The organism is Streptomyces sp. NPDC005566 (genome assembly GCF_040605575.1).
Lineage (GTDB): Bacteria > Actinomycetota > Actinomycetes > Streptomycetales > Streptomycetaceae > Streptomyces.
Map to the genome: position 1 here is coordinate 163,742 of NZ_JBEXDB010000001.1, position 18,439 is coordinate 182,180.

The 18,439-nt window shown below is 70.4% G+C and carries 14 protein-coding genes and 1 pseudogene; 9 read left to right on the plus strand and 6 right to left on the minus strand.

Translation table 11 applies throughout. The features are described from left to right. Together ABZS61_RS00770 and ABZS61_RS00775 are read left to right on the plus strand one after the other, a co-directional pair. A pseudogene (locus ABZS61_RS00770) lies at positions 1–1,975 on the plus strand (hypothetical protein); the annotation flags it as partial. Continuing rightward, positions 1,972–2,586 carry a hypothetical protein gene (locus tag ABZS61_RS00775; RefSeq protein ID WP_356414018.1) on the plus strand — a complete coding sequence of 205 codons (615 nt, stop codon included), beginning with the start codon at positions 1,972–1,974 and terminating at the stop codon, positions 2,584–2,586. The pseudogene ABZS61_RS00770 and the gene ABZS61_RS00775, both read left to right, overlap by 4 nt. Before the next feature lie 469 nt (positions 2,587–3,055). Here the strand turns inward: ABZS61_RS00775 and glnA are convergent, their stop codons facing one another. Then, a complete protein-coding gene (gene glnA, locus ABZS61_RS00780; protein WP_351181830.1) occupies positions 3,056–4,417 on the minus strand; it encodes a type I glutamate--ammonia ligase in 1,362 nt (453 codons plus the stop codon). Between the two features lie 244 nt (positions 4,418–4,661). Here glnA and ABZS61_RS00785 point away from each other — a divergent pair, with 244 nt between their 5' ends. The 4 genes from ABZS61_RS00785 to ABZS61_RS00800 all read left to right on the plus strand — a co-directional run bounded on the left by ABZS61_RS00785 (position 4,662) and on the right by ABZS61_RS00800 (position 8,518). Further along, the gene (locus ABZS61_RS00785) at positions 4,662–5,336 is read left to right on the plus strand and encodes a DUF3105 domain-containing protein (RefSeq protein WP_356414020.1); all 675 of its coding nucleotides are present in this window, start codon (positions 4,662–4,664) and stop codon (positions 5,334–5,336) included. Continuing rightward, positions 5,333–6,019, plus strand: coding sequence for a DUF305 domain-containing protein (locus ABZS61_RS00790; protein ID WP_356414023.1), 687 nt, complete (start codon positions 5,333–5,335; stop codon positions 6,017–6,019). The genes ABZS61_RS00785 and ABZS61_RS00790 overlap by 4 nt, the downstream gene beginning before the upstream one ends. Before the next feature lie 121 nt (positions 6,020–6,140). Further along, positions 6,141–6,566: a CBS domain-containing protein gene (locus tag ABZS61_RS00795; protein ID WP_351181821.1), complete on the plus strand. Its 426-nt coding sequence runs from the start codon at positions 6,141–6,143 to the stop codon at positions 6,564–6,566. Between the two features lie 197 nt (positions 6,567–6,763). Continuing rightward, positions 6,764–8,518, plus strand: a complete 1,755-nt coding sequence (locus ABZS61_RS00800; RefSeq protein WP_356414027.1) for an NAD+ synthase — start codon at positions 6,764–6,766, stop codon at positions 8,516–8,518. 65 nt (positions 8,519–8,583) lie between these two features. On the opposite strand, the gene ABZS61_RS00805 is transcribed toward ABZS61_RS00800, so the two are convergent. From ABZS61_RS00805 to ABZS61_RS00825, 5 genes are all read right to left on the minus strand, one after another. Further along, positions 8,584–9,792, minus strand: a complete 1,209-nt coding sequence (locus ABZS61_RS00805; protein WP_356414030.1) for an MFS transporter — start codon at positions 9,790–9,792, stop codon at positions 8,584–8,586. A 213-nt stretch (positions 9,793–10,005) separates the two neighbouring features. Then, the gene (locus ABZS61_RS00810) at positions 10,006–11,217 is read right to left on the minus strand and encodes a Cmx/CmrA family chloramphenicol efflux MFS transporter (RefSeq protein ID WP_356414033.1); all 1,212 of its coding nucleotides are present in this window, start codon (positions 11,215–11,217) and stop codon (positions 10,006–10,008) included. 304 nt (positions 11,218–11,521) lie between these two features. Beyond that, positions 11,522–12,547 (minus strand): endonuclease/exonuclease/phosphatase family protein, encoded by a 1,026-nt coding sequence (locus ABZS61_RS00815; protein ID WP_356414036.1) that lies wholly within the window; start codon positions 12,545–12,547, stop codon positions 11,522–11,524. A gap of 167 nt (positions 12,548–12,714) precedes the next feature. Then, positions 12,715–13,458 (minus strand): TetR/AcrR family transcriptional regulator, encoded by a 744-nt coding sequence (locus ABZS61_RS00820; protein WP_356414040.1) that lies wholly within the window; start codon positions 13,456–13,458, stop codon positions 12,715–12,717. A 307-nt stretch (positions 13,459–13,765) separates the two neighbouring features. Further along, positions 13,766–15,391 (minus strand): MFS transporter, encoded by a 1,626-nt coding sequence (locus tag ABZS61_RS00825; RefSeq protein WP_356414043.1) that lies wholly within the window; start codon positions 15,389–15,391, stop codon positions 13,766–13,768. Positions 15,392–15,553: 162 nt separating this feature from the next. Between ABZS61_RS00825 and panB the strand changes: the two genes are divergently transcribed. The 3 genes from panB to ABZS61_RS00840 all read left to right on the plus strand — a co-directional run bounded on the left by panB (position 15,554) and on the right by ABZS61_RS00840 (position 18,436). Next, positions 15,554–16,441 carry a 3-methyl-2-oxobutanoate hydroxymethyltransferase gene (panB, locus tag ABZS61_RS00830; RefSeq protein ID WP_356414046.1) on the plus strand — a complete coding sequence of 296 codons (888 nt, stop codon included), beginning with the start codon at positions 15,554–15,556 and terminating at the stop codon, positions 16,439–16,441. 121 nt (positions 16,442–16,562) lie between these two features. Further along, positions 16,563–17,582: an ATP-binding cassette domain-containing protein gene (locus ABZS61_RS00835; protein WP_356414049.1), complete on the plus strand. Its 1,020-nt coding sequence runs from the start codon at positions 16,563–16,565 to the stop codon at positions 17,580–17,582. Continuing rightward, a complete protein-coding gene (locus tag ABZS61_RS00840) occupies positions 17,579–18,436 on the plus strand; it encodes an ABC transporter permease (protein WP_356414052.1) in 858 nt (285 codons plus the stop codon). Before ABZS61_RS00835 ends, ABZS61_RS00840 begins: the two co-directional genes overlap by 4 nt. Positions 18,437–18,439 lie beyond the last annotated feature (3 nt).

The following is an 18,439-nucleotide window of genomic DNA, read 5'->3' on the forward strand; positions in this document are numbered from 1 at the left end:
CACCACCGGCGGCACAGGCGGCACCACCGGCGGCACAGGCGGCACCACCGGCGGCACAGGCGGCACCACCGGCGGCACAGGCGGCACCACCGGCGGCACAGGCGGCACCACCGGCGGTACTGAAGGCGCCACCGGCGGCCAGACCGGCCCTGGTGACGGCCCGCCCGGCTCCGAGGACGACGAGGACGGCGACCCGACCGACCCGTACGAGCAGATCGGGGACGGCGGGGCATCGCAGGACGGCGATGACGGCGATGACGGCGGCGACGAGAAGAAGGAGTGCTCCGGCTTCTGGGGCTGCACCCTGGACCAGCTCGGCCAGGTCGGCGAGGGCATCGTCGTGGACGGTCTGTGGGGCGATGTCACCGACACCTGGGACACGATCATTCACCCCATCGACAGCGTCACCGGCCTCTGGGACTACGCCAAGACGCTCGATGACCCCTGGAAGGAGGGCACCCAGGAAGCCGGCGACAAGTGGGACAGGGGCGACTACTGGGACGCGCTCACCGACTGGGGCGGGAGCGGCGTCGACGTCGTCGTGAAGCCGCTGGACGACATGTTCATCGGCGATGACGTACGCGACAGCTGGAACCGCGGCGAGGAGACCCAGGCGGTCAGCAACGTCATCTGGAACGTCGGCTCGCTGTTCATCCCCGGCTACGGCGAGGTCAAGGCCGCCGCCAAGCTCGGCAAGCTCGGCCGCCTCGGCAAGATCGCCGGAGCCGTCACCGAGGCCGTGGACAAGGCCAAGGACGCGGCGGGCCGTGCCCGCAAGGCTGTGGGTGCCGGTGACACCAAGGGCGCCCGGGACGCTGCGGACGAAGCCCAGGACGTCGCCGACGACGCGAGGAAGAAGGTCGAGGAGGCGGGCGAATGCAAGCTCGCCGCTCTGGGCGGCGCACGTCTCGTCCCGTACGGCGGAGGCGTCCCGCGCCCCCTCGGCGGGCCCGGCAGTGGCACCGTCGTCCTCGCGGCCGCGCCCGCGGCCGTTCCGGTGGGCTTCGTCGCGGCGCCGGGCCCCGGCGGCTGCGAAGGCGCCGAGGCGGACGACGCCCGTGAGGCGCAGGAGCAGGCGGACGAGGCGGACAGGGTGGCCGACGCGGCCGAGCTCGGAGATGTGGCCGCCAAGGTCAAGCAGACGATCCTCGATGCCCGCGACAAGAGCAAGACGCCCAAGTCGGACCGCCTCAACCTCAACGAGAAGGCCATCGACGACCTGGTCGCGAAGGCCAAGGACAATCCCGACTACAGCAAGGGCGAGTACAGCAAGGAGGAGCTGGCGGCCGCGCTGGATGAACTCGACGGCATGCTGAAGGACACCTCCATCGACACCCAGACCCGGGGATCGCTGGCGTCCGAGGTGCTCAAGTCCGGCAACCGGCACAAGCTGGCCGAGTCGTTGGCCGAGGTCAGCGCCGCCCGGCGCGCGGTCTCCGAGGCCGCCGAGGGCACCAAGGTCTACGGCGCGGTCGGTGCCAAGAAGGGCCGCCAGACCGTCGACATGGGCGACGGCACCACGGTCGATGTCAGCGGTGTCGACGACGTCGACGTCCTCTACAAGGGGAAGGACGGCAACATCCACGCCGTCGAGGTGAAGAACACCGCCAACGCCGCCACCAAGTACACCGTCCCGGCCCAGGCGAAACGGCTCGCGGACTGGGCCAAGGAGGACGGAGCCACCCCGCCGAGGGCCGCCCGCTACGAGATCGAGCAGAAGAAGGACTGGCACAAGATCTTCGACGGCTACCAGACGGACAAGAAGAACAACGTCACGCCCGGAGGTACTCCGGCGCAGACCTTCGCCGAGAACGGGCTCGGTGTCCGTATCGCCGGCCAGGACTTCACGCCGCAGCAGATCAAGGCCATGGACGCCGCGTGGAATGCCAAGAGCGACGCCGACAAGCGGGCGGCGCTGGACTCCGGCAAGATGAACGACCCCAAGAGCGCGATGGATTACCTGGGAGTCTCGTGACCGCCACCGACGAAACCCCGCTGCTGCCGGGGGTGCTGCGGGCCTACCCGTACCCGTGGGACAACGGCTTCATCTGGACCACCGAGAAGGAGGACGAGGAGACCCTCTCCTACGCACGGGCCGTGCTGGAAGCCTGTCTGCCGTCCCAGCCGCTCGCCGGTCCGGAGCCGCCGCAGGAGACGGTCCTCCACGACTCCGGCGGCGACGCGTACCCCGAGTGGACCGAGATCCGTGCCGTCCTGCGCGAGCGCATGCCCTACGCCCGGCACGTGACGGCCGAACGCATGACCGAGGCCGAGGCCGAGTGCGCCCGTCGCGGGCTGGCCACGGCCGGCTTCCAGGAGATCTGGACGCGCCGCATCACCGCATGGATCGCCGAGCAGACCCTGTACTGGTGCGGCCTCATGGTCGACGACGAGGCCGCCCTCACGCCGTGGCTCATGGACCTCGCCGAGCTCTACGTCCAGCGCGGCATGGCCGCCGAAAAGGCCGTGGGCGCGCTCAGCTGCACCAAGTCCGTGCCCGGGAGCCGCGCGGCCCTCGGCCGGCTCGCCGCGTACGACGGCCTGCCCGAGGAGATCCGGGAAGCGGTCGCGTACGAACTCCGCTGACGCCCCGGAACGCCGGACGGCCCACAGACGGCCCAGCACGTGCGAAACGGCTTCGGGCCGACGGTACGAAACCATCGGCCCGAAGCGTGCGTTCACCGGAACAGGTCTGAACTGCCCCTGCAGCAGCGGCAGGAGCGCCTTCCGCGCATCAAGACCCCGACACCGTGGACCACCAGACTCTGGTAATCAGGCCTTCTACTGCGACCAATTTCGATCAGGTTCGAAGGAACGGTCCCAGGACCGGAGCACCAGGCAGCCCGCGATCACGGCCTGCACGCGCTGTGGGTCCACACCATGCCGGGCAGCGAAGGCCGCACCCGAAAGGTCCTGGACGGTACGAACGAGGCCGTCGGTGCCCACATCACACGGCCCACAGACGGCCCAGCCCTCCTGACACAGCTTCGGGCCGACGGAATCACACCGTCGGCCCGAAGCCACATCCACGCGCTCTAACGGCGCTGACCTGCGATTACAGCACCGGCAGGAGCGCCTTCAGTTCGAAGGCCGTGACCTCGCTGCGGTACTCCTCCCACTCCTGCTTCTTGTTGCGCAGGAAGAAGTCGAAGACGTGCTCGCCCAGCGTCTCCGCGACCAGTTCGCTCTTCTCCATCAGCGAGATCGCCTCGCCCAGGTTCTGCGGCAGCGGCTCGATGCCCATCGCGCGGCGCTCGGCGTCGGAGAGTGCCCAGACGTCGTCGTCGGCGCCGGCCGGGAGTTCGTAGCCCTCCTCGATGCCCTTGAGGCCCGCGGCGAGCAGCACCGCGTACGTCAGGTAGGGGTTGGCGCCGGAGTCGATGGAGCGGACCTCGACCCGGGCCGATCCGGTCTTGCCGGGCTTGTACATCGGGACGCGGATCAGCGCGGAGCGGTTGTTGTGGCCCCAGCAGATGTACGAGGGCGCCTCGCCGCCCGCTCCCGCGGCGCGGGTGGAGCCGCCCCAGATGCGCTTGTAGGAGTTGACCCACTGGTTCGTCACGGCGGAGATCTCCGCGGCGTGCTTGAGCAGGCCCGCGATGAAGGAGCGGCCGACCTTGGAGAGCTGGTACTCGGCGCCCGACTCGTAGAACGCGTTGCGGTCGCCCTCGAAGAGGGAGAGGTGGGTGTGCATGCCCGAGCCCGGGTACTCCGAGAACGGCTTCGGCATGAACGTCGCCTGCACGCCCTGCTCCAGCGCGACCTGCTTCATGACCAGGCGGAAGGTCATGATGTTGTCGGCGGTGGAGAGCGCGTCCGCGTACCGCAGGTCGATCTCCTGCTGGCCGGGGGCGCCCTCGTGGTGGCTGAACTCGACCGAGATGCCCATCGATTCGAGCATGGTGATCGCCTGGCGGCGGAAGTCCATGCCGACGTTCTGCGGGGTGTGGTCGAAGTAGCCGGAACTGTCGGCGGGGGTCGGGCGGCTGCCGTCGACCGGCTTGTTCTTCAGCAGGAAGAACTCGATCTCCGGGTGGGTGTAGAAGGTGAAACCCAGGTCGGAGGTCTTGGCGAGGATGCGCTTCAGCACGTAGCGCGGGTCCGCGAAGGAGGGCGAGCCGTCCGGCATCAGGATGTCGCAGAACATGCGCGCCGTCCCGGGGGCCTCCGCGCGCCACGGCAGGATCTGGAACGTGGCCGGGTCCGGCTTGGCGATCATGTCCGACTCGTATACACGGGCGAAGCCCTCGATGGCCGAGCCGTCGAAGCCGATGCCCTCGTCGAAGGCCTGTTCCAGCTCGGCGGGGGCCACGGCGACGGACTTGAGGTAACCGAGTACATCGGTGAACCACAGCCGTACGAAGCGGATGTCTCGCTCCTCAAGCGTCCTGAGGACGAATTCCTGCTGCTTGTCCATAGCCACATCCTTGCAGTTCAGACGGTCCGTGCACCACCGCCCGGGGTAGGGGAGACACTCCAGTATCACGACCCGGGATTTCACCCAGATTACGCACACGGTGTGAGAGAGAGCACTCGGCCACCCACTACGATCGGCGGCCATGGTGTGCAAGGGGCGCGGCGGCCTCCCGACAGCCCTGTGCGCACCCGTTTTCCCGGCCCGTTCCGTCCCTCCCTCCCCCTTGGCAGAAGGACCCGACGACATGAGCTTCGACCGCAGGACCCGCATAGAGCAGATGCGCAAGGCCGACCGTTCGCGCGATCGCCGCAACCGTGTCGTCGCCATAGGCGTGAGCGCCGCCGTGGTCGCCGGTCTGCTCGGTTTCGGCACGTACATGCTGCTGGAGAGGTCGGAGGCGAACGACCGGAACGCGGAGAGCCGGGCCCAGGACGCCAAGCAGACCGAGCAGGAGAAGGAGAAGCTGGCAGCCGAGCCGGTCGCGGACGAGAAGTCCTGGGACGCGAAGAAGCTGACCCGCAACCACGTCACGACCGCCGTGAAGTACCCCATGGAGCCGCCGGTCGGCGGTGACCACAATCCGGCCTGGCTGAACTGCGACGGCGTCGTATACGAAAAGGCCGTCCCGAACGTCAACGCCGTGCACGCCCTGGAGCACGGCGCGGTCTGGGTGACGTACAACGACAAGGCCGCGGACGCCGATGTCAAGAAGCTCGCTGCCCGGGTCGGGAGCACCCCGTTCTCGCTGATGAGCCCCTACGAGGGCCAGGCCGGCCCGATCATGCTGAGCGCCTGGGGCAAGCAGGTCACGGTGGACGGTGCGGACGACCGGCGGGTCGCCCAGTTCTTCGCGAAGTACGTCCAGGGCAAGCAGACGCCCGAGCCGGGTGCGCCCTGCACGGGCGGGATCGACGGGTGAGCTCGCCGCGCACGCGCCGTACGCGGTGGGTGGCCGGCTCCGCCGTGACGCTGGCCCTGCTGTTCGCCGGGGCGGCGACGGTCGCCGCCGCCCGGGACGACGGGGCCGTCCCGGATCCCCGTACCCCCTCGGCGGAGTCGGCGGACGCGGGCTTCGCGCGCGACATGGCCGTGCACCATCAGCAGGCGGTGGAGATGTCCTTCATCGTGCGTGACGGTACGCGGGACGAGGACGTGCGGCGCCTCGCGTACGACATCGCCAACACGCAGGCCAACCAGCGGGGCATGCTGCTCGGCTGGCTGGACCTGTGGGAGCTGCCGAAGACGGCTCCCGCCGGGCAGGAACCGATGGCGTGGATGTCCGGCCACCGGCATGCCGCGCACCACACGGAGGGCTCGGAGACCGGGTTCAAGGCCCACGACGGGGCCCTCATGCCGGGCATGGCCACCAGGACGGAGCTCGACGGACTCCGGGCGGCCCGCGGCAAGCAGGCCGAGATCCTCTTTCTGCAGCTGATGACCGACCACCACAAGGGCGGCGTCGACATGGCGCGCGGCTGCGCGGAGCAGTGCACGGTGGCGGTGGAGAAGCGCCTCGCCCAGGGCATGGCCGAGGCCCAGCGGTCCGAGCTCGACCTGATGGCGGACATGCTCGCGGCACGGGGTGCGGCACCCCGTCCCTGAGTGGCCGGGCCTCGGCGTGCACCCGAACGGGTGACAGCGGTCGCGTACTCCGAACGGACCCATGACGATGGGTTCGCTCGGGCCGTACGGCCGTGCCCATCGGCACGCAGGAGGAATCCCCATGACCACCGCCAAGGACATCATGCACACCGGGGCCCACTGGATCCCGGCACACGAGACGCTCGACCGCGCAGCGCAGATGATGCGCGACCACAAGGTGGGCGCGCTGCCCGTGTCCGCCAATGGTGAGCAGGACAGGATGGTCGGCATCATCACCGACCGCGACATCGTGATCAAGTGCGTGGCGTCGGGGCACGATCCGTCGAAGCTGACGGCGGGCGAGCTCTGCGACGGCACACCGCGCTGGATCGAGGCGACCGCCGATGTCGACGCGGTGCTCGAGGAGATGCAGAGCCACCGGATCCGCCGGCTGCCGGTGATCGAGAACAAGAAGCTCATCGGCATGATCAGCGAGGCGGACCTGGCGCGGCACCTCTCGGACGAGCAGGTGGCCGGCTGGGCGGAGCAGGTCTACTCCGGTTCCTGACCCGGCCCCCTTCCCCGTCGCGCTCCGCCCTCCGTCGGCCCGTTCCCGGGTTGCCGCGGGGGGCGGAACGTCCCGGTCCGGCGTCCCTCCCCCGAGGGCCGTCGGGCCGTCGGGCGCCCGGCTCGCCGGGGTCGGAAGTCGCGGTTCGTGGCCGCCCTCCGGGACATCGCGTCAGAGAGACGATTACACTGGGCGGCGTGCCTCAACTACGTCTCGCACTGAACCAGATCGACGCGACCGTCGGTGATCTCGCCGGCAACAGCGAGTCGATCGTCCACTGGACCCGGCACGCCGCCGAGCAGGGCGCCCACCTCGTGGCGTTCCCCGAGATGGTGCTGACCGGGTACCCCGTCGAGGATCTGGCCCTGCGGTCGTCCTTCGTCGAGGCCTCGCGGGAGGCGCTGCGCGCGCTGGCCGCCCGCCTCGACTCGGAGGGCTTCGGCGATCTGCCGGTCGTCGTCGGTTACCTCGATCGCTCCGAGCACGCCGCGCCGCGCTACGGGCAGCCCGCGGGGTCCCCGCGCAACGCCGCCGCCGTACTGCACCGTGGCCGGGTCGCGCTGAACTTCGCCAAGCACCACCTGCCCAACTACGGCGTGTTCGACGAGTTCCGGTACTTCGTGCCGGGCGACTCGATGCCCGTCGTACGGATCCACGGCATCGATGTGGCGCTCGCGATCTGCGAGGACCTCTGGCAGGACGGCGGCCGTGTGCCGGCCGCCCGCGCCGCCGGGGCGGGACTGCTGCTGTCGGTCAACGCCTCGCCGTACGAGCGCGACAAGGACGACACCCGGCTCGAACTGGTCCGCAAGCGTGCCCAGGAGGCCGGCTGCACGACCGCGTACCTGGCGATGATCGGCGGCCAGGACGAGCTGGTCTTCGACGGCGACTCGATCGTCGTCGACGGGAACGGCGAAGTGATCGCCCGCGCACCGCAGTTCGCCGAGGGCAGCGTGATCCTCGATCTGGAGCTGCCCGCCGCCGCGGCCGAGGCGCCGTCCGGGGTGGTGAACGACGGACTGCGCATCGACCACGTGGTGATCTCCGAGGAGCCCCTGCCCGCGTACGAGGCGGAGCTGGCAGGCGGTTACGCCGAGCGGCTCGACGACGACGAGGAGCTGTACTCCGCCCTGGTCGTGGGGCTGCGCGCGTACGCCGCGAAGAACGGTTTCAGCAGTGTGCTGATCGGTCTCTCGGGCGGCATCGACTCGGCGCTGGTCGCGGCCATCGCCTGCGATGCGCTGGGGGCCCAGAACGTCTACGGCATCTCGATGCCGTCGAAGTACTCCTCGGACCACTCCAAGGGCGACGCGGCCGAGCTTGCCAGGCGTACCGGGCTGAACTTCCGCACCGTGCCGATCGAGCCGATGTTCGACGCGTACATGGGGTCGCTGGGGCTCACCGGTCTCGCCGAGGAGAACCTCCAGTCGCGGCTGCGCGGCACGATGCTGATGGCCGTCTCCAACCAGGAGGGCCAGATCGTGCTCGCGCCCGGCAACAAGTCCGAGCTGGCGGTGGGTTACTCCACGCTGTACGGCGACTCCGTCGGCGCGTACGGGCCGATCAAGGACGTGTACAAGACGTCGGTGTTCCGCCTCGCGAAGTGGCGCAACCGGGCCGCCGAGGAGCGCGGGCAGATCCCGCCGATCCCGGAGGCCTCCATCACCAAGCCGCCGAGTGCCGAGTTGCGCCCGGACCAGGTGGACACGGACTCGCTGCCCGACTACGACGTGCTGGACCGGATCCTGGAGATGTACGTCGACCGGGACCAGGGCCTGGAGGCGATCGTGGCGGCCGGTTTCGACGCGGAGCTGGTGGCGAAGACCCTGCGGATGGTGGACACCGCGGAGTACAAGCGGCGGCAGTACCCGCCGGGCACGAAGATCTCGCCGAAGGGCTTCGGCAAGGACCGCCGCCTGCCGATCACGAACCGGTGGCGCGAGTCGGCCTGACCACGCGCGTGGGGGCGTACACCGGACCGGTCCGGTGTACGCCCCCCAGGGGCCGGGGTGCGCGGTCAGCGCACCCCGGCTTCCTGCTTGCTTCGGGCCGCGGCCCCGCCGGTCACGACACGGGAGACCCCAGGCGTGCGGTCCATCAGACCCGCCGTGACCGCCACCGCGAGACCGACGACCGCCAGAACCGCACCGACCAGGGCCGGCGACGTCCAGCCCCAGCCCGCCGCGATGGCCACGCCACCGAGCCATGCGCCGCCCGCGTTGGCCAGGTTGAAGGCGGAGTGGTTGGACGCGGACGCGAGCGTGGGGGCGTCCTTGGCCTTGTTCATCACCAGCATCTGCAGCGGCGTGGTCGTCATGAAGCCGATCCCGCCGAGCAGCACCACCATCACCAGCGCCGCCCACTGCACGTGCACGGTGAACGGGAAGACCACGAGTACGACGGCCAGGGCGGCCAGCGATCCGTAGAGCGTGGGCCGCAGCGCCCGGTCGGTCAGCGGTCCGGCCGCCAGGGCCCCCAGGGTCATCCCGATGCCGAAGAGCGCCAGGACGAGCGTCACCGAGGACTCGCCGAAGCCCATCGCCTCGGTCGTCATGGCCGAGAGGTACGAGTAGACGGCGAAGACCCCCGCGAACCCGAGGACCGCGGTGAGCAGCCCGAGCAGCACCTGCCGGTTGCCCATGGCCTTCATCTCGCGTCCCAGGCCCTGGTGGGAGTCGACGGGCATCTGCGGGACGAGCCGGGCCAGCGCGGCCATGGCGCCCAGCCCGATCACCGAGACGACGACGAACGTGGCGCGCCAGCCGAGGTGCTGGCCGAGCAGGGTTGCCGCCGGCACGCCGACGATGTTGGCGACGGTCAGCCCGAGGAACATGGTCGCGACGGCGCGGGCCTGCCGCCCGTCCGGGACGAGCCGCGCGGCGACGACGGCTCCGACCCCGAAGAACGCCCCGTGCGGCAGTCCGGCCAGCAGCCGTCCGGCCAGCAGCCAGCCGAAGTCGGGGGCGAACGCCGAGGCGAGGTTGCCCACGGTGAACAGGGCCATAAGCAGCAGGAGCATCCGCTTGCGCGGAACCCGTGAGCCGATGGCGGTGAGCAGCGGGGCGCCCAGGACGACGCCGATCGCGTACGCCGAGACGAGGTAGCCGGCGGTGGGCACGGACGTTCCCAGATCGTCCGCGACGTTGGGCAGCAGGCCCATCATCACGAACTCGGTGGTGCCGATGCCGAAGGCGCTCACAGCGAGGGCGAGCAGGGCCAGGGGCATGGAGGGAGCCTTTCGGAACGGTGGAGGGAGCTTCGGCTTCGTTGCCGGTCCGGATTAAGTATTCAGCCGGAACAAAGTGTCGCAGACCTTTTATGCCCGGAGGTGAACGAGCCGTTGCGGCGGGGTGCGGCCCGGACACCTCCGCCGCTGCTCGGTGGCATCGGCATGGCTGGTCAGGATACGTACGGTGACCTGCTGGTGCCGGGTCAGGGCCTAGGCGACCTCGTCCGTCCGGTGAAGAAGATCACGGGCGGAGTCGTGCCGCGCCCCGGGCAGCAAGCGCAACCGCTCGCGCGACAGCGCCCCCGCCCCCGCGAGCGCCAGGCACATGAGCAGGGCGCTCACCCAGACCGGTGCGCGGAAGCCGAAGCCCGCTCCGAGGGCCAGGCCGCCCAGCCAAGGGCCCAGCGCGGCGCCCACGTTGAAGGCGGCCGTGGCGAAGGAGCCCGCCAGGGTCGGGGCATCGGGGGCCTGGTGGAAGACCCGGGTGATCAGCGCCGTACCCGTACCGAAGGCGAGCGCGCCCTGGAGGAGGACCAGGGCGAGGGCGGCCACCGGGTTCCCGGCGGTCAGTGCGAGGGCCGCCCAGCCGGCGGCCAGCGCGACCATGCCGACGGCCACGACGGTGCCGGGCCTGGCGTCGGCGATGCGGCCCGCCAGGGCGACGCCCGCGAACGAGCCCACGCCGAACAGGGCGAGGACGGCGGGGACCCAGCCCGCGCCGAGGCCGGTGACCCGGGTGACCAGCGGCTCCAGGTAGGAGAACGTACAGAAGGTCGCCCCCTGGACGAGCGCCATCACCAGCAGGGTGAGCAGCGGACGGGGGCGGGCCAGGGCCCGCAGTTCGGTGCGGGCACTCACGTGCGCCAGGCCGTGGGAGCGCCCGCCGGGAATCGTCCGCAGCAGCGCGAGGACCGCCGGTACGGAGACGAGGGCCACGGCCCAGAACGCCGAGCGCCAGCCCCACAGTTCACCGAGCAGCGCACCGGCCGGCACACCCACCACACAGGCGACCGTCACCCCGCCGACGACCACGGCGGTGGCCCTCGCCCGCAGATGCGGTTCGACCATGGCCAGCGCGGTGACCAGGGCCACCGCCCAGAAGCCGGCGTTGGCCAGCGCCCCGGCCACCCGTGTCGCCAGCAGCACCCCGTAGCCGGGGGTCAGCGCACCCACCACATGGGAGGCGATGAACACGCCGAGGAAGAACAGCAGCGCCCGGCGCCGGGGCCAGGTGCGGCCCGCCAGGGCGGCGAGCGGTGCGCCGATCACCATGCCGATCGCGAAGGCCGAGGTCAGCAGCCCGGCGGCGGCCAGTGAGACGTCGAGGTCGGTGGCGATGCCCGAGAGCAGGCCCGACAGCATGAACTCCGATGTGCCCTGGGCGAAGACCGCCAGCCCGAGCACGTAGACAGCAAATGGCATGAGAAGAAGACCCCTTGTACGGAACCGTCGGAGGAACGAGCGGTGTTCGTCGGGGTGCGGGCCGCGCCCGTCCGTGCGCGCCGGGGCGCGGGGAACGGCAACGCGGTGGAATGCCCGGTGTTCTCACGGACAGGGGAGTCGGCCCACACCGCGGGATCCGGCGGTGGTAGACGACGCGACGGGGGAAGGCTCACCGACCGCTGAGGTCAGAGGCCTTCGGCGCTGCGGGTCGGCCACCGGCGGTCCGGTGGCCGGAGTCTGTCGGACTCGGGGCTGGGCATGGGGAGAGAGTACCCGCCAGGGCTCAGAGTTCGACGCGGGCCGCGATCGGGAGGTGGTCGCTGTCCGTGGCCGGGAGGGTCCAGGACGCCAGGGGTTCGACGCCCCTCACCATGATCTGGTCGATGCGTGCCATCGGGAACGACGCCGGCCAGCTGAAACCGAAGCCGTCGCCCGCCGCGCCCTGGGTGGAGCGCATCTGGGCGGTGACCGCGTTCAGGGAGCGGTCGTTCATCGTGCCGTTGAGGTCGCCGAGCAGGGCCACCCGCTCGAGCCGTTCACCGGCGATCGCCTCGCCCAGCGCGTCGGCGCTCTTGTCCCGCTGGTTGGCGGTGAAGCCCGCGTGCAGCTTGACCCGTACGGACGGCAGATGGGCCACGTACACCGCGATCGAGCCCTGTGGCGTGCTGACCGTGGCGCGCATCGCGCGGGTCCAGCCCAGCTTGATGTCGACGGGGCGGGAGTCCGTCAACGGGTACTTGCTCCACAGGCCGACGGTGCCCTGTACCGAATGGTGCGGATAGCGGGCGGCGAGCGCCTTCTCGTACGCGGCCACCTTGCCGCCTGGCAGTTCCTGCAGGGCCACGACGTCCGCACCGGATCCCGCGACCTGCTGGGCGGTGCCCGCGGGGTCGGGGTTGCCGGCGTTCACGTTGTGCGTGGCGACGGTGAGGTCTCCGCCGGTCCCCGACTTGTCGGCGAACAGGAGTCCGCCGAAGAGGTTGAGCCAGACCACGGCCGGCAGGAGTACGGCGATCAGTGCGGTCGCCGAACGCCGGACGAGGCCGAGGAGCAGCAGCAGCGGCACGAGGAGGCCGAACCAGGGCAGGAACGTCTCGATGAGGCTGCCCGTGTTGCCGATGGTGTTGGGGATCTCCGCGTGGAAGATCATCATCAGGGTCAGGAGGACCGAGCAGAGCGCGAGGAGGATGCCGCGCCGCCAGATTCCCGGGTCCGTCGCCAGTCTGTGGCGCAGGGCCCTGAGGCGGGGCCCGGGTCCCTGCGGACCCGTGCCGGCGTTCTCGGTGTCCGCCCTGTACGCCTGCACCATTGCGCTGTCCTCACTGCCTTGCCGTACACATCGCCGCGCCTCACGACCCTAGGCGATGGGCAACGCTCTTCGTGCCGTCGACGACGGCCGTACTGCCATCAGGACGATGGACGGGGCGTCGTGGGTTCCGGCCGGAAGGGTGGTTGTGGTGGCTTGTGACAGAACGTTCACACAGGAGCGGTTGTCGGCTTCCCGGCCGTGACCTGCGGTTTCGGTGCGAGGCCCTGGAGCAGGATCCCGATGATGCGGTCGGCGAGGTCCTCCGGCAGGGGTGCGTCGGGGCGGTGGACGGTGCGTACGAGCATGGGGCCGAGGAACAGGTCGTCCATCAGCTCCGCGTCGAGGTCGTCGCGGAGCTCGCCCGCGTCCACGGCCCGTTGCACGGCGGCCAGCATGGCGACTCGGCGTGGCGCGATCACCGTGCACTGGTACTCGGTCCACAGCTTGGGGTGGCTCTTCATCTGCGCGAACACGTTGTGCAGGAGTACGGAGGAGCGCTGGGCGAGGCCACGCGTACGCATGCATTCCAGCAGGAGGCGGAGGTCTGCGAGGCCTTCGGTGCCGGAGACGGTGGGGTCGGCGGGTTCGATGTCGCGCAGGACGTCGACGAAGAGCTCCTCCTTCCCGCTCCAGCGACGGTAGATCGTGGCCTTGCCGACGCCCGCGGTGCGGGCGATGCGCTCGATGGACAGGCCGGCGAGGGGTTCACCGGCCTCCAGGAGCTCCACGACGGCGTCGAGGATCGCCCGCTCGGCGGCGGCGCTGCGGGGGCGGCCGCGGCGGGGTTCGGGGTCCTGGCCCTGCGGGTCCTCGGGCCGGTCCTGTACGTGGGGGTCCTCAGCCCGGTCCTGAGGGTGGGCGTCCTGAGCCTGGTCCTGTGCGTGGTCCTGTGCCGCCTGCACGTGGGTCACCTCTCGCCGCGCCGTACGCCGCTCGTCGTTCGCCGTTCATCCTGATTCTCGCCGACCGGCGGGGGGCGGGGCGACCGCCGGGGCCGGGGTGGGGCGGGCGTCGGGTGCCGGGTTCGTCCGGCGTGACGCTCTGTCCTCAATCGCCGGACGGGCTCGAGTGTGCCGGACCGGCCCGAGGGAGTAGCACCGGCCCGAGGGAGCCGGACCGGCCCGGTGCGGCCCGGGCGAGGAACGGGCCTCGCACGGGCCGCTCCGGGCACCGTCTTGTCCTCAATCGCCGGACAGGCTGGAGAGGGCGTCCCAGGCGTCAGGCGCCGGACGGGCCGGAGGCGACCTTGTCGTCCTCCGCCACCGGGGTGGCCCGGTTCTCGTCCTGGCCCGGGGCCTGCTGCCTGCCCGGCAGGAACAGGCCCACCACCACGGCTCCTGCCAGGGCCACCGCCGCCGAGCCGAGGGCCGTGACGTGCATCGCCGAGATGAACGCGTCGTTCGCCGCCGCGACGAGCGGCTTGCCCGCCGGGCCCATCCTGGCCGCGACGCCGAGGGTCGCCTCGATCGACTCGCCCGCCACGTCCCGCGCCGCGGCCGGGACGCCTGCGAGGTGGCCCTCGATGTCACCGCGGTAGACCGTGGACAGCACCGAGCCGAGCACCGCGATGCCGAGCGCCCCGCCGACCTGGCGGAACGTGTTGTTGATGGCCGAGCCGGAGCCGGCCCGTTCGCGGGGCAGGGCCTGCATCACCGCGACGGTGACCGGCGGCATGATGTGCGCCATACCCGTGCCCTGTACGAAGAAGACCACGCACATCACCCACACGGGGGTGTCCGCGTCGAAGAGCGCGAAGGCCGCGAGGCCGCCCGCGACCAGCAGCATGCCGACGGTGCAGACCGCACGGGCGCCGAACCGGTCGACGACGAGCCGAGCGCGTGGCGCGAAGATCATCTGCGCGGCGGCGAGCGGCAGGATGAGCAGTCCGGACTGCAGGGCGCTGTAGCCGCGCACGCTCTGGAGGTAGAAGGCGGAGAAGAAGGTGACGCCCATCAGCGCGAAGAAGACCAGCGCGATGGCGGCGACAGCGGCGGAGAAGGCCGGCTTCCTGAAGTACGAGATGTCGATGGAGGGATGGCTGCTGCGCTTCTCGTGCCACACGAAGACCGCCAGCACCACCAGCCCGCCGAGCAGCGGCGCGAGCACCGTGAGGTCGGTGAAGTCGGCGAGCTCGCCGCCGCGGATGATGCCGTACACCAGCAGGACCAGGCCGACGATGGACAGGAGGACGCCCAGCGGGTCGACCCGGCCCGGGTTCGGGTCCCGGGAGTCCGGTACGAGGATGACCATGGCGATCAGCGCGACGATCACCACGGGGACGTTGACCAGGAAGATCGAGCCCCACCAGAAGTGCTCCAGGAGCAGACCGCCGGTGATCGGGCCGATGGCGATGCCGAGGCCGACGCTGCCGGCCCAGATGCCGATGGCCTTGGGCTGCTCGTCGCGCTCGAACACGTTCATCAGGACGGCGAGCGTGGCGGGCATCACGAACGCCGCACCGAAGCCCATCAGGGAACGCCAGGTGATCAGCTCGCCGGGCGTGGTGGAGAGCGCGGCCAGGCCGGAGCCGATACCGAAGACCAGGATGCCGGCCAGCAGCACCTTCTTGCGGCCGATGCGGTCGCCGAGCAGGCCCGCTGTGAAGAGCAGTCCGGCGAAGACGAGCGTGTAGGAGTTGATGGCCCACTCGAGCTCGCTCTGGGTGGCGCCGATGCCGGTCGGCGCGGGGCTGGCGATCGTCTTGACCGCGACGTTCAGGATCGAGTTGTCCAGCACCACGATGAGCAGGCTGAACATGAGAACGGTGAGGATGGCCCAGCGGCGGCGGTGGACCGCTTCCGGGACACGGGACTCGGCGGCAGGGGCGCCGGACGGTATGGACATGACGACGACCCTAGACCACTTTCAATACGAGACCGTCTCGTATTGGAAAGTCTTTACCCGGTCGCCGGGGCCCACTTCCCGGGAGCGGCTCCGGGATGCCACCATGGAAGGGATCCGGGGACGCCGTCAGGGCGCCACGAGATGACGAAGGAGCCGTTGGCCATGTCGCTTCAGGCTGCGCAGAATCAGAACACCGCACCCCCAGCAGGTCCCTCCCCCTCCGCCGGCAAGGCGTTGTACGGGGGAAAGAGCACCCGCCGCATCACCGTCCACGACATCTCCGCAGCCAGTGAGCGCGGCGAGAAGTGGCCCATGCTCACCGCCTACGACGCGATGACCGCGTCCGTCTTCGACGAGGCCGGCATCCCGGTCATGCTCGTCGGCGACTCCATGGGCAACTGCCACCTCGGCTACGAGACGACCGTCCCCGTCACGATGGACGAGATGGTCATGCTCTCCGCCGCCGTCGTACGGGGCACCAAGCGCGCCCTCATCGTCGCCGACCTGCCCTTCGGGTCCTACCAGGAGGGACCCGTCCAGGCCCTCCGCAACGCCACCCGGCTGATCAAGGACGCCGGCGTCGGCGCGGTCAAGCTGGAGGGCGGCGAGCGCTCCCACGAGCAGATCCGGCTGCTGGTCGAGGCCGGAATCCCGGTCATGGGCCACATCGGCCTGACCCCGCAGTCCGTCAACGCCATGGGCTACCGGGTGCAGGGCCGCGGCGAGGAGGCCGCGCAGCAGCTGCTGCGCGATGCGAAGGCGGTGCAGGACGCGGGCGCGTTCGCCGTCGTCCTGGAGCTCGTACCGGCCGAGCTGGCCGCCGAGGTGACCCGCACCCTGCACATCCCGACCGTCGGCATCGGTGCCGGGCCGGACACGGACGCCCAGGTGCTGGTCTACACCGACATGGTCGGGCTGACCGGCGGCAAGGTGCCCCGCTTCACCAAGCAGTACGCGAACATGCGCCAGGTGCTCGGAGACGCCGCGAAGGAGTTCGCCGACGAGGTCGTCGGCGGAACGTTCCCGCAGCCGGAGCACACCTTCCACTGACGCCCCTCTGACCACTGCCGCACCACCGACAGCCCGCCGACTCCCCCATCGGCGGGCTGTCGCCCTGCGGTAGGTCCGCTGTCAGCGGCTTGTCGGTGACTTGTCGGTGACGGCTGATGTCATGGTGGACATGACGCGAAACGACAAGAACCCCAGGAACGGCACGAACGCCGTCGAGGTGCGGGGGCTGGTCAAGCACTACGGCTCGACCAAGGCGCTGGACGGCGTGGACCTCGATGTGCGCGAAGGCACCGTTCTCGGTGTGCTCGGGCCCAACGGCGCCGGCAAGACCACCCTCGTACGCTGCCTCTCCACCCTGATCCTGCCCGACGCCGGGCACGCGGTCGTGGCGGGCTACGACGTGGTGAAGCAGCCCCGGCAGCTGCGCCGCACCATCGGCCTGACCGGGCAGTACGCCTCGGTGGACGAGAAGCTGTCCGGCTGGGAGAACCTCTACATGATCGGGCGGCTGCTCGACCTGCCGCGCAAGAAGGCCAGGTCCCGCGCCGACGAGCTGCTGGAGCGCTTCTCCCTCACCGACGCGGCGAAGAAGGCCGCGATGGACTACTCCGGCGGCATGCGGCGCCGGCTGGACCTGGCCGCGTCCATGATCGGCAGCCCTGCCGTGCTCTACCTGGACGAGCCGACGACGGGGCTCGACCCCCGCACCCGCAACGAGGTCTGGGACGAGGTGCAGCGGATGGTCGCGGAGGGGGCGACCGTGCTGCTCACCACCCAGTACATGGAAGAGGCCGAGCAGCTCGCCAACGAGCTCACGGTCATCGACAAGGGCAAGATCATCGCCCGGGGCGGTGTCGACGAACTGAAGGCCAAGGTCGGCGGCCGCACCCTGCAGATCCGGCCCTCCGACCCGGACCTGCTCGCCGCCATGGCGCAGGCGATCAGGGAGGCCGGACTCGACGGGGTCTCCGGCGCCCAGGCCGTCCCCGACGAGGGCCTGCTGTACGTGCCGATCCTCAGCGACGAGCAGCTGACCGCCGTGATCGGCCTGCTCGGCACCCGGGGCTTCTCCCTCGCCCATGTCGCCACCGCGCTGCCCAGCCTGGACGAGGTCTTCCTCGCCATCACGGGCGACAAGGCCACCGTCACCGACACGATCCCCCGGGAGGTCGCGGCATGAGCACGACGACTTTGACGCCCGCCCCCACCGACGCGACCGCTTCCGCACCCGTCACGAAGCTCCACGGCGAAGGCCGGATCGGGCTGCGGAACAACCTGCGCCACATCGGGGCCCTCGTGCGGCGCAACCTGCTCCAGATCAAGAAGGATCCGGAGTCGATGTTCGACGCGCTCCTGATGCCGGTCATCTTCACGCTGCTGTTCGTGTACGTCTTCGGAGGCTCGGTCGGCGGCAGCATGGGCGGCGGCCGGCAGGAGTACCTCAACTACCTGATCCCCGGCCTGATGGCGATGATGGGCATGAACATCGCCATGGCGGTCGGTTCCGGCGTCAACGACGACTTCCGCAAGGGGGTCATGGACCGGTTCCGCACGATGCCGATCGCCCGCTCCTCGGTGCTCATCGCGAAGATCGTGGTCGAGCTCGGCCGGATGATGGTCGCCACGCTGATCCTGCTGGCCATGGGCTTCGCGCTCGGCATGGAGCTCCAGGAATCGGTGCTCGGGCTGATCGGTGCGATCGCCCTGTCGGCCGCGTTCGGCGCCGCCATCATGTGGATCTTCATCCTGCTCGGACTGACCATGAAGACGGCTCAGGCCGTCCAGGGGATGGGGATGCTCGTGCTGATGCCGCTCCAGTTCGGTTCGTCCATCTTCGCGCCGACCCATACGATGCCCGGCTGGCTCCAGACGTTCACCGACTACAACCCGCTGTCCAACCTGGCCGACGCCGCCCGCGCCCTGATGATGGGCGGCCCGCTCGCCCACTCGGTCTGGGTGACGCTCGGCTGGACCGTCGTCATCACCGCGGTGATGGCCCCGCTCGCGGTGTCCAAGTTCCGCAAGAAGTCCTGACGG

Bases quoted from the DNA above. Each gene is read 5' to 3' on its own strand.
- panB (WP_356414046.1), top strand. From the start codon at position 15,554: ATGTCGCTTCAGGCTGCGCAGAATCAGAACACCGCACCCCCAGCAGGT.
- ABZS61_RS00840 (WP_356414052.1), top strand. From the start codon at position 17,579: ATGAGCACGACGACTTTGACGCCCGCCCCCACCGACGCGACCGCTTCC.
- ABZS61_RS00825 (WP_356414043.1), bottom strand. From the start codon at position 15,391: ATGTCCATACCGTCCGGCGCCCCTGCCGCCGAGTCCCGTGTCCCGGAA.
- ABZS61_RS00810 (WP_356414033.1), bottom strand. From the start codon at position 11,217: ATGCCATTTGCTGTCTACGTGCTCGGGCTGGCGGTCTTCGCCCAGGGC.
- ABZS61_RS00805 (WP_356414030.1), bottom strand. From the start codon at position 9,792: ATGCCCCTGGCCCTGCTCGCCCTCGCTGTGAGCGCCTTCGGCATCGGC.
- ABZS61_RS00815 (WP_356414036.1), bottom strand. From the start codon at position 12,547: ATGGTGCAGGCGTACAGGGCGGACACCGAGAACGCCGGCACGGGTCCG.
- ABZS61_RS00835 (WP_356414049.1), top strand. From the start codon at position 16,563: ATGGTGGACATGACGCGAAACGACAAGAACCCCAGGAACGGCACGAAC.
- ABZS61_RS00795 (WP_351181821.1), top strand. From the start codon at position 6,141: ATGACCACCGCCAAGGACATCATGCACACCGGGGCCCACTGGATCCCG.
- glnA (WP_351181830.1), bottom strand. From the start codon at position 4,417: ATGGACAAGCAGCAGGAATTCGTCCTCAGGACGCTTGAGGAGCGAGAC.
- ABZS61_RS00785 (WP_356414020.1), top strand. From the start codon at position 4,662: ATGAGCTTCGACCGCAGGACCCGCATAGAGCAGATGCGCAAGGCCGAC.